The organism is Sporosarcina sp. P17b (assembly GCF_002743115.1).
Taxonomy (GTDB): Bacteria; Bacillota; Bacilli; order Bacillales_A; family Planococcaceae; genus Sporosarcina; species Sporosarcina ureae_C.
Window position 1 is genome coordinate 20004 of the sequence record NZ_PDYP01000002.1, and the last position, 14221, is coordinate 34224.

At 37.5% G+C, this 14221-nt stretch carries 15 protein-coding genes; 1 reads left to right on the top strand and 14 read right to left on the bottom strand.

Annotation, left to right across the window (positions count from 1 at the left end):
* Positions 1–226 precede the first annotated feature (226 nt).
* From CSV76_RS02110 to CSV76_RS02165, 12 genes are all read right to left on the bottom strand, one after another.
* Positions 227–1201 carry a tetratricopeptide repeat protein gene (locus CSV76_RS02110; protein ID WP_158232728.1) on the bottom strand — a complete coding sequence of 325 codons (975 nt, stop codon included), beginning with the start codon at positions 1199–1201 and terminating at the stop codon, positions 227–229.
* Positions 1202–1340: 139 nt separating this feature from the next.
* Entirely contained in the window at positions 1341–2177 is an 837-nt protein-coding gene (locus CSV76_RS02115; protein ID WP_099624619.1) for an SDR family oxidoreductase, read from the bottom strand.
* Between the two features lie 2 nt (positions 2178–2179).
* Positions 2180–3250 carry a mannonate dehydratase gene (gene uxuA / locus CSV76_RS02120; protein WP_099624620.1) on the bottom strand — a complete coding sequence of 357 codons (1071 nt, stop codon included), beginning with the start codon at positions 3248–3250 and terminating at the stop codon, positions 2180–2182.
* Positions 3251–3252: 2 nt separating this feature from the next.
* Positions 3253–3882, bottom strand: a complete 630-nt coding sequence (locus CSV76_RS02125) for a bifunctional 2-keto-4-hydroxyglutarate aldolase/2-keto-3-deoxy-6-phosphogluconate aldolase (protein ID WP_099624621.1) — start codon at positions 3880–3882, stop codon at positions 3253–3255.
* Between the two features lie 12 nt (positions 3883–3894).
* Positions 3895–4914, bottom strand: coding sequence for a zinc-binding alcohol dehydrogenase family protein (locus tag CSV76_RS02130; protein WP_099624795.1), 1020 nt, complete (start codon positions 4912–4914; stop codon positions 3895–3897).
* Between the two features lie 15 nt (positions 4915–4929).
* Positions 4930–6204: a TRAP transporter large permease gene (locus CSV76_RS02135; protein ID WP_099624622.1), complete on the bottom strand. Its 1275-nt coding sequence runs from the start codon at positions 6202–6204 to the stop codon at positions 4930–4932.
* On the bottom strand, positions 6201–6683 hold the full coding sequence (locus CSV76_RS02140; protein ID WP_099624623.1) for a TRAP transporter small permease: 483 nt from the start codon (positions 6681–6683) through the stop codon (positions 6201–6203). The genes CSV76_RS02135 and CSV76_RS02140 overlap by 4 nt, the downstream gene beginning before the upstream one ends.
* Before the next feature lie 71 nt (positions 6684–6754).
* Positions 6755–7831: a TRAP transporter substrate-binding protein gene (locus CSV76_RS02145; protein ID WP_233204384.1), complete on the bottom strand. Its 1077-nt coding sequence runs from the start codon at positions 7829–7831 to the stop codon at positions 6755–6757.
* Positions 7832–7837: 6 nt separating this feature from the next.
* Positions 7838–8794, bottom strand: a complete 957-nt coding sequence (locus CSV76_RS02150) for a sugar kinase (protein WP_099624625.1) — start codon at positions 8792–8794, stop codon at positions 7838–7840.
* Between the two features lie 17 nt (positions 8795–8811).
* Positions 8812–9813, bottom strand: a complete 1002-nt coding sequence (locus tag CSV76_RS02155; protein ID WP_099624626.1) for a LacI family DNA-binding transcriptional regulator — start codon at positions 9811–9813, stop codon at positions 8812–8814.
* A gap of 287 nt (positions 9814–10100) precedes the next feature.
* Positions 10101–11024 carry a diacylglycerol/lipid kinase family protein gene (locus CSV76_RS02160; protein ID WP_099624627.1) on the bottom strand — a complete coding sequence of 308 codons (924 nt, stop codon included), beginning with the start codon at positions 11022–11024 and terminating at the stop codon, positions 10101–10103.
* Between the two features lie 70 nt (positions 11025–11094).
* On the bottom strand, positions 11095–11724 hold the full coding sequence (locus CSV76_RS02165; RefSeq protein ID WP_085426445.1) for an SIMPL domain-containing protein: 630 nt from the start codon (positions 11722–11724) through the stop codon (positions 11095–11097).
* A 146-nt stretch (positions 11725–11870) separates the two neighbouring features.
* Here CSV76_RS02165 and CSV76_RS02170 point away from each other — a divergent pair, with 146 nt between their 5' ends.
* Positions 11871–12089: a hypothetical protein gene (locus CSV76_RS02170; RefSeq protein WP_099624628.1), complete on the top strand. Its 219-nt coding sequence runs from the start codon at positions 11871–11873 to the stop codon at positions 12087–12089.
* Between the two features lie 296 nt (positions 12090–12385).
* Here the strand turns inward: CSV76_RS02170 and CSV76_RS02175 are convergent, their stop codons facing one another.
* Both CSV76_RS02175 and msrB read right to left on the bottom strand, forming a co-directional pair.
* Entirely contained in the window at positions 12386–13012 is a 627-nt protein-coding gene (locus CSV76_RS02175) for an HD domain-containing protein (protein ID WP_085426447.1), read from the bottom strand.
* A gap of 81 nt (positions 13013–13093) precedes the next feature.
* Positions 13094–14209, bottom strand: a complete 1116-nt coding sequence (gene msrB / locus CSV76_RS02180) for a peptide-methionine (R)-S-oxide reductase MsrB (protein WP_099624629.1) — start codon at positions 14207–14209, stop codon at positions 13094–13096.
* Positions 14210–14221: the final 12 nt, after the last annotated feature.

Genomic DNA, 14221 nt, shown 5'->3' on the forward strand with positions numbered 1-14221 from the left:
ATTTGCAATACTTTTATTTTTATTTTAATCAATTATACCTTCGCATGATTGTATCTAAATTTTTTCTGTACTTCCTAAAAAATCTTCGACACCCTTTGAAGGCTTTACCTGAATCAGCTCATTTTGTTGTGCCTATTACAAGCAACAACGTTACTGAATACAGATAAGCAGTTGACAACCATTTTAGTATAACATAGTCTATTCATCTTTCAAGAATTAATCACTGTTAGCTTTCCATTTCTTCATCGACCGAACGTATGAACGTTAGCAATGAAGATTCCTCTGTCGGCTTACCGTATAATAACTGCTTCGTATACGCTACATATGCGCCCGCCACTTCGTCCGCCGTATAAGGACCCCAGTGGAACGGAAACAGCAAAACACTGTATTTCAATATCAGGTTCACTACTAGCTCACTCGCTGTAGGATCTTTCTCAAATTGTGCCTTTGCAAGAAACTGTACCTCCCCAATAAATTGATCTTCTTCAGGGGACACAAGTCTCGATGGATTCGTCTCCGTCTCAAAGTGATACTTGCGAATAGCTAATGTTTCTTGATAACCCGTTTGCTGCAGTAAAAGTAAGGCATATGTCTTCACAACAGGTAATGTATCCTCTGCTTCGATGACATCCACCAGCAGCGGAATATACGGTTGCAGTTTCTGATGTTGCAACGACAATAAAAATTCTTGTTGCTCCATCGATCCCATCTTATAAAAATGGCTACTTGTAATAGAAGGCTCCTCAATAGAAGGTTCTTCATAGCGATCGGATAATCGTCCATTTAATTCGCGTAAATATTGAAACTTTTGCAAGCTACTTTTCGGAATCATTTCTTTTTCTAGAAGACCTTGTATCGTCAGCTCCACTTCATCATATTGCTGGAGTTGGATCGAAATTGAAAGATAAAGCTCGAGTAATTCTATGTAATCGCCTGCTTGATTTTGCATAGCAAGCAAGGCAAATTCTTTCGCTCGTTCATATTCTTTCATTTCGTATAAGGAAATGGCCAGACCATCGAAAACAGAATAATCTTCGGGGTTAATTTCCAATACAGATTCAAAATGGCGGATCGCATCTTCATGCAAATCACGTTCCATTGCCTCTCTACCATCTCGGTGAAGACGCTCGAGTGTTCCGGGAAAGACTACCATATTTCCTTTTTTAATGACTTGTCTACGTTTCTTTTGCACTGTACTCACCTGCCTGCTTTGTTACTTTCACTATAGCACAGCAGTTAAAAAAAATTCTAGTTCATGATACTTCTATTATTCAAATTATTATCTAACAACAGAAATAGCACAAAGATTTTTTAATAATCTTTGTGCTATTTACTATTAACTATACACCTGAATAAGCCATAAAACCGCCGTCTACAGGCACAGTTATTCCAGTAATAAAACTAGAGTATGATTCATCAACTAGCCATAACATCGTACCAAGTAAATCTTCAGGTTTACCAAAGCGTTTCATAGGAGTATTATTCAAGATTTTATTAGAACGCTGTGTATGATTTCCATCAGCATCGATTAACAAGTCGTGATTTTGCTTTGTTAAAAAGAATCCGGGTGCAATAGCGTTGACGCGAAGATTAGATTCAGCAAAATGAACCGCCATCCACATAGTGAAGTTATTAATAGCTGATTTTGCTGCACTGTATGCAGGTACTTTCGTCATCGGTGAAAATGCACTCATTGAAGAGATATTTAAAATCACAGGAGACTCTTGTTCCAAAAGTACTTTTCCAAAAACCTGACTAGTTAGAAAGGTACCTGTGAAGTTACTAGCGAACACGGTGGAAAATCCCGCTTCATCCATTTTAAAAAATGACTGTTCTACTTCATTTCCACTGTATATTTCTTCAGAAGTAATTGCATCAGGATGATTACCGCCTGCACCATTAATTAGAATATCTACTTTCCCATAATGTGAAACAACCCGATCTTTTGCTTTTTCTAGAGAGGATCTGTCTAGAACATCGCCTTCGACCGCTATCGCTTGTCCCCCAGCTCGCTCAATTTCAGCTGCTATTAACTGACCATTTTTTAACGTTCGGTTGATAATAGCTATCTTGACACCTTGTCTAGCTAACTCCGTGGCCATAGCAGAACAAAGAACACCGCTGCCACCAGTTACTACAGCTATTTTGTTTTGTAAGTTTTGATGAATGGTTTGCAAGGTTATTTCACCTCAACATTCTTATGATATGCATCCCAAAGTCCGAGCAAATACATAATACCCAATGCACGATCGTATAATCCGTAGCCTGGACGACAGTCTTCATTCCATAAATGTCTTCCATGATCTGGTCTTACATAACCTTGATATTGCTGGTCTGCTAAAGTTTTTACTACTCCAGCTATATCGATTGAACCGTCTTCTGTAAAATGTGAAGTCTCGATAAAATCACCATTATCGAAAATTTTAACATTACGAATATGGGAAAACGGGGCATATTGTGCATACTTCTCGGCAAGATATACCATATCATTATTTGGATTCGCTCCTAAAGAACCTGTACAGAATGTAATTCGATTTGAAGGTGAATCTGAGATAGCTAATAATTTTTTCAGACTTTCCTCACCTGTCATAATTCTTGGTAAACCGAAAATCGACCATGGTGGGTCATCCGGGTGTATGCCCATTTGGATATCGCATTCTTCTGCGATAGGTAAAATTTCATTTAAGAAATACCTAAGATTGTCCCACAATTTCTCCTCATCAACTTCTTTATAAGCCTCTAATAAATCTGTAATCTTAGCTAATCGTTCAGGTTCCCAACCTGGCATTGTTAACGTAGATGATTGCGAAACTGAATTTATCAGCTCTACAGGATCGATTCCTTCGACCTTTGCTTTTTCATAAAACAGTGCCGTTGATCCGTCTGGTAGTGGATGATGCAAATCAGAGCGCGTCCAATCAAATACTGGCATAAAATTATAACATATTACCTTAACACCGTATTTTGCCAAATTGCGTATAGTTTGCTTATAATTCTCTATTAATTCTTCACGCTCCGGTAGCCCAAGTTTAATGGATTCATGAACATTTACGCTTTCTACAACATCCGCATGAAAGCCATGTGATCGGATATAAGCAACCTCTTCTTGAATTTCTTCCTCTGTCCACAACTCACCTGCTTGTTTATGGTGAAGGGACCAAACTATTCCCTTCGTTCCTGGGATTTGTTTAATTTGTTCTAATGAAACTGTATCGTTGTCTCTACCATACCATCGAAAAGTAATATTCATTGTCACTTTACCTCCTTTACTTTTTCCATATACGTTTCTGCCAGTTTACTGACTGCTTCTTCTCCTCCAGCTTTATAAGCTTTAGTGAGATCACTTCCAATACCAACAGCTACGGCCCCCGCTTGTAACCAATCACTTATATTATCTAGCGAAACACCACCCGTAGGCATGAAATGAGTATGTGGTAATGGACCTTTAAACGCGGAAATTATAGAAGGCTTATATTGATTGGCTGGAAAAAGCTTTAAGATATCACAGCCACCCTCCATAGCTTTGTTCATTTCTGTAATGGTCATGCATCCAGGAAGATAGGGAATAGCATAACGATTGCACATTTTCGCAATTTCTTCATTATAATGTGGACTAACAATAAATTTGGCGTCTGCCAAAATTGCAATACGCGCTGTCTCTGGATCTAAAACTGTTCCTGCACCTATCACTGCATCTTCATCTACTAACCCCTTAAAGGCATCTTCAATAAAAGGCGTTGTAAATGTTAGCTCAATCACTGAAATACCGCCTGAAATAGCAGACTTCGAAATCGCTATTGCTTCTTGTGCATTGGCAGCACGAATAACTGCCACAACCTTTTGTTTCATAATATGATTAATCACTTGATGTTTTGGAAGCATATTTAAATCTCCTTAGTCAAAAGTAATGCAAGCTTTACGTACTTGGTCAGGATTATTCTCGATAAAGTCAAATGCTTTTTGAACATCCTTCAACGCAAATTTATGTGTAATTAAACCATTTTGAGTTAACTTACCTTCATTTAATAAAGTAATTATTTTTTCAAATTGATTGGTCTGTAAACGGGACCCTACGATTTCTAATTCTTTTTTAGTTATAGGAAGCTGGGAGATTGAAGCTGATCGCTCATCAAAGCCAAGTACGACTACTGTACCGGCTGGCGAAGCTACTTGTACACCTAGTTCAAATGTCGATGGAAGACATACAGCATCTATTACAACGTTCGCCCCTTCACTTTCAGTAATCTTCATTACCTCCGTTTCTACATCTACCTTTCCGGCATTTACGATATAGTCTGCACCGTTTTGTTTTGCAAAATGTAATCTTTTTTCATCTAAATCTGTCATGATTACAATAGCACCTGCTAATTTAGCCATTTTCAAAATACAAACCCCAATAGGTCCACAACCTTGAATTAATACGGTATCACCTGTTTCGACCTTCCCCCTGAAAACAGCTTGCGCACCAATTGTATAGGGTTCGGCTAAAACAATTTCATCCCATTCAAGATTCTTGTTAACACGATGAACTTGTCTTTCAGGAAGAACAATTACTTCTTGCATACCACCATCTTCATGCACACCAAAAACTGAAAGATCTTTACACACATTTTGACGACCTTTTCTACAAGCGTAACATTTCCCGCAAAATGAAATGGGTTCAATTACAACATGATCGCCCACTTGGAGCGTACTAACAGATTCGCCTACTGCAGTAACTTCACCCGCTACTTCATGTCCAACCACGCGTGGATATGTTGCTAAAGGATTAGTACCATGATAAATATGCATATCAGAGCCACAGATACCTACACGTTTAACTTTTACTTGTACATCAGATTCATTTTTAATTTCTGGTCGATCTTTTTCAATAATCATTAATTTATGACCTTCTGGGACTTGCACTGCTTTAATTTTCATCTTCTACACCTACTTAAATAGACTTGGTAAATATAATGTGATTTGTGGCACAAACGATACTAATAACAGTATTACTAAACTAACACCTAGGAAAGGAAGCAACTCTTTCGTTGTCTTGCCTATAGAGACCTTCCCTATTTGAGAAGCAACGAACAGACACACACCAACTGGCGGGGTTGTTAAACCAATTACAAGATTCAAGACCATCATTACACCAAATTGCACAGGATCCATACCAACTTCCATGGCTACAGGAAGTAAAACTGGGAAAAGAATAACAAGTGCTGCAATGGTTTCCATAAACGTACCAACAAATAACAATAAAAGGTTGACTAAGAGAATAACTACGATTGGATTAGTTGAAATACCTAAAATAGTACTCGCTACTAATTGCGGAATTTGTTCACTAACCATTATCCAACCAAATAAGTTTGCAAATCCTACTAATAACATGATGGAAGCTGTGCTCGTCATAGAGTCTAGCATGATTTCTGGTATCTTTTTGATTGGCAACTCTTTATAAACAAAAATCCCAATTACCAATGCGTATAAAACCGCGATAACAGAAGCTTCTGTAGGTGTGAAAATCCCACCTAAAATCCCAACTAATATTATGACTGTCATAAAGAGAGCCCAAAAAGCTCCTAAGAAACTACTACCTATTTCTTTGAACGATTTACGTTCACCTTTAGGATATTTCCTTTTAACAGAAATCAAATATGTCGGAATCATCAAGCCGAGTCCTAAAAGTATACCTGGCACTGCACCTGCTAAGAATAGATCACCAATAGATACTGAAGCTAATGTACCTACAATAATCATTGGCAACGATGGTGGAATGATTGGTCCAACTGTAGATGAAGAAGCTGTAACAGCTGCAGAAAATCCAGCTCCATAACCTTCTTTTTTCATTGCAGGTATCATGACTGCACCGATACTTGCCGTGTCAGCAAGTGCTGTACCGGAAATACCCGCAAAACCCATCGATGATCCAACGTTCGCTAATCCTAAACCACCTCTAATATGTCCAAAGCAGTTATTAGCAAACTGAATGATACGATCAGTAATTCCACCAGCATTCATTAAATTTCCAGCTAAAATAAAGCCTGGAATACATAGTAAAACAAAGGAATTTAGTCCTCCAAACATTCTTTGAGGAATGATTGAAAACGACATATCGTTAATAAACAAATATAAAAGTGAAGATAATCCTAAACTAAATGCAACCGGCACTCCAATAAATATTAATACAAGAAAAGATAGGAACAGAACTAACGCCATCATTCTTCTTCACTCCCATCTAAATAAAGTTCTTTATTCTGTATTAATTGTATAATCTTCACAACGCAAAATATTGAAAGGAAAAGTCCCATTAAGAAAACAGATGCATGTACAACAGACATCTGGATAGGTAATGTCGCTGCTCGTTGATTATGTCCTAGTAACATGAAATTATATCCTTCTTTAGTAATTACTAATGTTAAAATCAAAATAGTAATATAAATAGCAATATCATAAAATCTTCTAACGCTAATTTTCAATTTGTTAATTAATAAATCAACATTAATAAATTCATTTCGCATTAGAGCTAATGGCGTACCAAAACTAATAGCAAATAAGAATAAGTAACGTGTTAACTCTTCTGTCCATATGTATGAAAAAGGAAGAAACCTAGATAAAATCTGAATAGTTACTACGATGATAACTCCGGCAAGACTAAAAATAGATAGTATGCCTAGAATGCGTTCTACTAATTTTAACATGATTGCGTCAACTTCCTTTCTTAAGGAAAGACACAACCAATTATCAATTAGCTGTGCCTATTTATTCTAAATTACTTTGCTTCAAGAATTTTATCTAATACTTCATTTTGTTCATCAGATAAGGCTTTTTTAACTGCTGGTAACATCGCATCACTAAACTCTTGACGATCTACATCAACAAACTCCATACCCTTGTCTTCTAAGTCTTTTTCAATTGAAGTAATTGTTTCATCATACAATGAATCTCCATATTCTTTCGCTTCAGCAGCTGCTTCTTGAACTGCTGTTTTTTGTTCTTCAGTCAGTGCATTGTACTGATCATTTCCAACTAATACATAAATCCAAGAATATACATGTTCTGTGCGATTAACATACTTCTGTACTTCATAAAGTCCACCACTTTGAATCAAATCTACTGGATTTTCTTGTCCTTTAATTACTCCTTGTTGTAAGCCGGTGAAAACTTCATTAAAATCAATAACTTGTGGTTTCGCCCCAGCTTCTTCCCATACTTTCAAGAATAAAGGAACATTTGGAACACGCATGCTGAAACCTTTCAAATCTGATAGTGATTGGATTTTGTCATCAGAAGTCAAATTCCGAGGAGCTCTTGTATGATAATAAAGCGGCGTCAATTTAGCCTTCTCAATAATTTGCTCTTCAATCTCTTTACCAATATCTCCTTCAACCACTTTTTTCACATGATCAATTCCATCAAATGCATATGGTACAGCCATAAGTGCAGCTTTTGGAGCCCAGTTCTGTAATGTTTCACCTGAAACAACCATATCAGCTGATCCAGCTTGAATAGAGTTAATCGTATCAGTTTCCGAACCTAAAGAGTTATTTGGATAAATAACAATTTCCATTTGCCCATCTGTCTTTTCTTTAACTGAATCAGCAAACTTTAAAGCGGTTTTATGCCAAATGTGGTTTTCATCCGCCAAATGACCTAATTTCCATTTAATTACCTTATCGCCTTTTGAATCTGCTGAATCTCCTGTCTTATCTGTCCCACAAGCTGCTAGCATTAAAATTGCAATCAATAAACCCGTCATTAATTTAATTTTCCTCATGTTTTTCGCCCCTTTTATAGTTGTTTGTAGAAAATGATTTATTGAATATAATCTTCTAATCACCCCTTTCATTAATATTTATCTTTCAATCTCTTTAGTGCCTGAAGTAAATAATTGCACTTCATTTAAATATGGAAGTCCTTCATTGTCTCCTAAAACGCTTACAACAAGCGCACCAACACCATTTGCAAAACGTAAAGCTTCATTTGGTTCCAAGTTGTTTAAATAACTATAAACATAACCAGCATCAAAACCGTCACCTGCACCTACCGTATCAATTACAGGTACTTGAAATGCTGGCGAAGTAAACCATTCACCATTTCTATATAGCCTAGAACCGGCTGAACTATCTTTTATGACCAAATCTTTTATATTAAACTCATTTGCCAATTTGACTAACGTCGCTTCCGAACTATCCTCTAAAATTAATTGAATTTCATCTAAACCTGTCAATAAAATATCAATTTGTTGAAAGATTTCAAAATAAGCTTTTCTTGCTTCTTCAATCGTCCATAATTTCAAACGTATATTTGGATCGAATGATACAGGGATGTTTTTTTCATTCGCTAACGTGATTAAGCGTTTAGCAATCGTAAGGTTTTGTGGATCAATCGCTAAGAATACTCCAGTAATATGTAGCAGATCGATAGAATCCAATAGTTTTTCATTAATATCTTCTACCCTCAACGTTAGAACTGGTGATTGTTGACGGTAATAAAATGTCTTGCCTTCCCCACTTTCTCTAACCTCTTTGAAATTCACAGATGTAGTGTATCCTTCTACAAAGTCAACATCTGTTACATCAATTCCTTCACCACGAGCAAAGTTATAGATTACTTTACCGAATTCATCTTGACCTAACCGACTAATCCACTTACTATTTAATCCCAACCTTGAACAACCTATAGCAAAATTTAACTCCGCACCTCCCATTTTTCTTTCGAAATGAGTAACAAACCTCATTGGACCTTTTGTAATAGGATCCATTGTGATCATTGCATCCCCAATAGTTAACACATTAAAATTCTTAGTCATTTTCTTAACTCCCTATTTTATACAGACTCCCTTTTCAATAAATGCGGCACGTACCTTTGTACTTCTATATCATCTGGTATCTCTTTATCATGAATGATTTTTAATAGTAGCTGAGCTGCTTCCATACCCATTTGAAAGGTTGGTTGTTTAATTACTGTTATAGCTGGCGTGAAAACTTCCAAGAAGGGAGAATCATCCAGTCCTATTACGGCAACATCTTTGGGAATCGATAAATTATTTTTTTTAATGAATTTCATTAATTCCATTAGCGCTAGATCATTTATCGCGTAGAAAGCATTAGGCTTTTCTTCTTTATCCCATAAAACTTGAAGTTCATTCATAATATTTTTTCTTTCAGTCGCTACAATCCAAGAATCTGCAACAGGTAAAGAGTGCGCTTTCATTTTATCCTGATAGCCCTCAATTCTCTCAATTCGAGGAATTACTTTTCTTTCAATAGAAGTCGATACAATTGCTATTTTCATCTTTCCTGCTTCTATAAATTGATCAATTGCCATCTCGGAAGCTTTATGATTATCTAGCATAATTGTAGGATAATATGGTTTTTCTGTTCTTCTATCCACGAACACAATAGGAAAATTATTTTTTCGTAAATCAGCGTAAAGATCTTCATTACCCACTGTAGGAAAAATAATAAGGCCATCTACTTGTTTAGCACGCAGCATATCGATGTAAGACCGTTCTTTTTGAGGATTATCGTCAGCGTTGCATACAAAAACATGTACTCCTTTTTCTTCACAAACATCTTCTATGGCCCTGATAACTTCAGTGGAAAAAGTATGTAATATGTTTGCCACAATAATACCTATAGTGTTCGATTCTTTTCTCTTTAAACTTCTCGCCATATTATTCGGAATATATCCGAGCTCCTCAATGGATTCTTGTATTTTCACTTTTGTTTTTTCAGCCATGAACTCATATCTCTTATTCATAAATTGTGAAACAGTACTTTTAGAGACGCCTGCTTTTTTGGCTACGTCAGCCATCGTCACTTTCATTTCATTTCACCTTTTCCCACTTACTAAACCGGTTTAGTAAACCGGTTTAGTAAAAGTATAAATGCAACCGCTTTCAAAATCAATAGTTTTTTTAAATTTATTTCACTATTTTTAATTGCTTTAATTTTAATATGGATTGTAAAAATAAAATGCAACTAACTTAAAAGGCTATTGTTACACTACAATTTGATAATTTCACTACATAACAAAACGAAATTAATAGTTATTTATTTTTCACGACAACCATCCATTAATTTAGTTCAGTTGACCTGAAGAATATATTTGTATTATTCCCTTTGATCCGCCACATACCACTTTCGCTCGTCCACCTTACAAATAACGGGTCGGTCTGAAGTGGTTCCAATATACTCTCCGTCAGTGTGGCAACCTACTACTCGATCGGGTTCAATGATGAACGTATCACTCTTATAAGTAGAAACTCCCTTTAACTTCGTATGACTTCCATTAAAGACAGTTAAGAATACGGTGAGGAATTTCAGCGTGGATATGGAATGAACGACTGTCAGCTCAAACTCTCCATCATCGTAAATGGAATGCGGAGAAATTTTCATGCCGCCACCGTAATACTTTTGATTGCTCACTGTGATCATCCAAACTTTACGGAACACGCGAGTATCCGAATCTATTCGAATTTCCGCGTTAAAAGGTTTGAAAGCTAGTAGACTCTTTGCAACCGTCAATGCATACACTACGCTACCTAGCTTCCATTTATTCAATGTCTTTTTAATAGTAGATCGACTAGCTGCCAATGAAATATCCGCATCCAAACCAAATCCACTATTACTCGCAAAATAGCGTTGATGAACAGTGTCTAATTGAACCGATCCAAAGTCTACCGTTTTTCGCTTAATCGGTTTGGTTGCGATATAGTTTTCAATTTCCTGCAAACTAGTAAACGCAGGGAACTCCCTGGCGAAATCATTACCCGATCCTGCTTTCATGACCCCGACGGTTACATGAGGATAACCTACCACCCCATTTAGCACTTCGTGAATCGTGCCATCCCCGCCTATCACGATAAGCAACAATGACTCAGAAGTTTGTCCAGCCAGTTGCTTTGCCAGTTCTATCGCATGACCACGCCGCTCTGTCAGATGATATGGATAGTTACTATTCTTCCGCAGGATCGCCCACACTTTAGCCCCTTTACCGTCACCTGCCTGTTCATTAATAATGAAATGCACTTCCATGTGTACCGCCTCTTTCGAAAGCCTTTTTCATCATAGTAGCAGACTGCCAAATGACATACTAGCCAATTTATTAGATGATTTGATACTTCACTTGTAGACTTGCGCTAATCGTAATAGTACCAGATTCGATCGGCGTTCTACCTGTATCCGCCATGGCCATCGCTCGAAATGCAACTGGCTGAGACGTATGCTGTTCTTCAATTTTCATTGGAATCGGCTTATTTTGTAACTTCAATGAAGTACCAATTGTAATCATTTTTGTTTCAGCGTCTGTAAGGGCTAGCGCCAAAGCTTGTTGATATCGGTCATCTTGATCCTGCATCGTGAATTCAATACTCCCCACTTGATTGACACCATTTTTGACTGCGAGATCGACTAGTTCACCCGTTCGTGACAGTTCGTTGCTTGTAATCCGGATGGAGTTGATCACTTCGTAGCCTTGAAATCGTTGTTCGCCATTGACGTATTCATAGACTGGTCGAATTTGAAAATCTATTGTTTGAATGGATGATTCTTCTATTCCTACTTTTTTCAGTGATTGGATGACTTGGTTCATACGACTAGCATTTTCTTGTTGGATATCCTTAAGTTCCGTTCCTCTTGTGGTGACAGATAACACCATATGAACTGTATCAGGTGAAACTTTCACCGCACCTTCGCCAAAGACAGTAATAGTTCGTGTTTCTTGTTCGTTATACATACAAAACACCCTCCTTTTTTTACAGTACTATTATTTCTATGCAACACCTGTACCTATTCATACTTCATTTATGGCTTGATTACTTAGTCGAACGAGAACAAAGACTTTATCATAACTTATAAGAAAACAATTAAGGAGAGTTCTCTATGAGTGAAAATGAAAAACAGATTGCTAAATTGGCATTGCTCGGTGAATCTATCGGCTTGTTCGGCCAAGCGATTACAACGCTAGCTGCCTATCTCGCATTAGAAGAAGAGATTGAAGAAGATCAATTGGCTAAAATGCAGGAACAGATAGATTATGTGTTAAAAGAACTTATACAGATAAAAATGAATCTGGAGACATCCGGACATCTACATAGATAACCGGATGTTTTCTGTTTTAGAGAAGTAAATTAAATCGAAGTTTCGCTAAATCCAAATAAAAATAGCCCCCGATCTAGTACGACCGATGAGCTACGAATATTGGTGATTATATTAAAACGTAATGAATCCCTTTTGCACGGCGAATCCACCTAATGTAAACAAGGCGATGACAACGAGTGTAATGATGAATAATCGATTATTTCTGTCCAAGACGTCACCTATTTCTCTATCGAATAGATTATTATTGCTAGTGACTTCATTCTATCCTATCAAGTTCAGTATAAGCAATCTAATTTTCATTCAATTTCTTTCTTTAACTGATTCAAAAAAACTACCATAAACTCATGTCGCTCTTCCGCCAGCCGTGTACCTTCTTTCGTTACCATCAACTCTTTCAACAATAGTAACTTCTCGTGAAAGTGTGTTACTGTGGCCGTTTCTTTTTTGCGGTATTCCGACTCTGACATATCCATTCGTGCTTCTTCTTGTTGGTCATAGAGTTTTCTACCACGCGCACCTCCAAATGCAAATGCACGCGCTATTCCTACTGCACCGATCGCATCCAAACGATCAGCATCCCTAACGATGGCTCCATTAATTGAAGTAAGTTCTTTTGCGTTGCCTCCACTGAATGAAACACTTTCAATCGCAGACAGCACTTGATCCGTAATCGATTGCGTCGCACCTATTCTTTCAAGTAATTCCACAGTCGTTGCCTCATGCATCTTTTCATACTTCGTATCTTCTACGTCATGTAACAGAACAGCTAGTTTAACGACTAGTTTATCAGCATCCGGCTCTGTCATTAAGATTTTCTCTGCATTTTTCATTACGCGGTCAATATGATCGAGATCATGGCTTGCATCAAATTTATTGTAAATCCCTTCGACTTCTGACCTGCACTTCGCTATCATTTCTTTCATTGAACCCGGTCCCTTCTTTTTATCGTGTAAAAAGGAAAGGCTGCCAAGGGGCCCCTTTCCTTTTGTTATATTCAGTGTACATTATTTCACATAACTTGTCAGATAGCCGTATCCTTTAGCTTCCATCTCTTCTAGAGGTACGAAGTCGATCGCTGCGCTATTTATACAATAACGTAATCCACCGCGATCTTTCGGTCCATCAGGAAAGATATGGCCGAGGTGACTATCGCCCGCACGACTTCTTACTTCAGTTCGCACCATATTGAAACTTTTATCTGTATGTTCCGTCATAACTTCTGGTATGATCGGCTGCGTAAAACTCGGCCAACCACATTGCGAGTCATACTTATCCGCACTTGAGAATAAAGGTTCCCCTGTTGCGACATCTATATAAATGCCGTCTTCAAATGTATCCCAGTACTCATTCGAGAATGCCGCTTCTGTATTGTTGTCTTGTGTCACTTGATATTGAGCTTTCGTCAATTTCTTTTTCAATTCTTCATCGCTCGGCTTCGGATAATTCGCAGCGTCAATTACAGACGGAATGTCTTGATCTTCAAGTGTATCGAACTCTACATGACAGTACCCATCTGGATTTTTCTCTAAGTAATCTTGATGATATTCTTCTGCCAAAGTATAGCTCGTTAATGGCTCTACTTCTGTAACAATTTTCTCGTCATAACGCTCTTGTTCTGTCGTAACGACTTCATCAATGATTTTTTTGTCGTCGGGATTCGTATAATAAATACCTGAGCGATATTGTGTACCACGGTCATTTCCCTGTTTATTCAAAGATGTTGGATCTACAATCATGAAAAAGTGCTCCACAATTGTTTTCAAGTCTGTACGCTCTGGATCGAATTGCACATGCACTGTTTCCGCGTGACCTGTTTTGCCTGTAATGACTTCATTGTATGTCGGATTTTTCGTTGTGCCGTTCGCAAAGCCTGATGTCACGTCATATACGCCATACACTCTTTCCATATAGGCTTCTACGCCCCAGAAACAACCTCCAGCCAAATAGATGTCCTGAAGATTTTCTTCATTAAATGTTAAATCTTCGTTCGGATTGGCTGGATACTTAGAATCTGAGGAAGCAGTTAGTGAACCTAGACTAGTGGATGAATCTGAATTTCCTATGCCACATCCTGCAAGCAGCAAGATGCAAAATAAACTAAGTAAATATTTCAGTTTCATAATAAAGGACTC

Excerpts from the sequence above, each read along its gene's own strand:
- uxuA (WP_099624620.1), bottom strand. The coding sequence starts at position 3,250 with ATGAATATTACTTTTCGATGGTATGGTAGAGACAACGATACAGTTTCA.
- CSV76_RS02125 (WP_099624621.1), bottom strand. The coding sequence starts at position 3,882 with ATGCTTCCAAAACATCAAGTGATTAATCATATTATGAAACAAAAGGTT.
- CSV76_RS02135 (WP_099624622.1), bottom strand. The coding sequence starts at position 6,204 with ATGATGGCGTTAGTTCTGTTCCTATCTTTTCTTGTATTAATATTTATT.
- CSV76_RS02140 (WP_099624623.1), bottom strand. The coding sequence starts at position 6,683 with ATGTTAAAATTAGTAGAACGCATTCTAGGCATACTATCTATTTTTAGT.
- CSV76_RS02145 (WP_233204384.1), bottom strand. The coding sequence starts at position 7,831 with ATGAAAGGGGTGATTAGAAGATTATATTCAATAAATCATTTTCTACAA.
- CSV76_RS02150 (WP_099624625.1), bottom strand. The coding sequence starts at position 8,794 with ATGACTAAGAATTTTAATGTGTTAACTATTGGGGATGCAATGATCACA.
- CSV76_RS02155 (WP_099624626.1), bottom strand. The coding sequence starts at position 9,813 with ATGAAAGTGACGATGGCTGACGTAGCCAAAAAAGCAGGCGTCTCTAAA.
- CSV76_RS02160 (WP_099624627.1), bottom strand. The coding sequence starts at position 11,024 with ATGGAAGTGCATTTCATTATTAATGAACAGGCAGGTGACGGTAAAGGG.
- CSV76_RS02165 (WP_085426445.1), bottom strand. The coding sequence starts at position 11,724 with ATGTATAACGAACAAGAAACACGAACTATTACTGTCTTTGGCGAAGGT.
- CSV76_RS02170 (WP_099624628.1), top strand. The coding sequence starts at position 11,871 with ATGAGTGAAAATGAAAAACAGATTGCTAAATTGGCATTGCTCGGTGAA.
- CSV76_RS02175 (WP_085426447.1), bottom strand. The coding sequence starts at position 13,012 with ATGAAAGAAATGATAGCGAAGTGCAGGTCAGAAGTCGAAGGGATTTAC.
- msrB (WP_099624629.1), bottom strand. The coding sequence starts at position 14,209 with ATGAAACTGAAATATTTACTTAGTTTATTTTGCATCTTGCTGCTTGCA.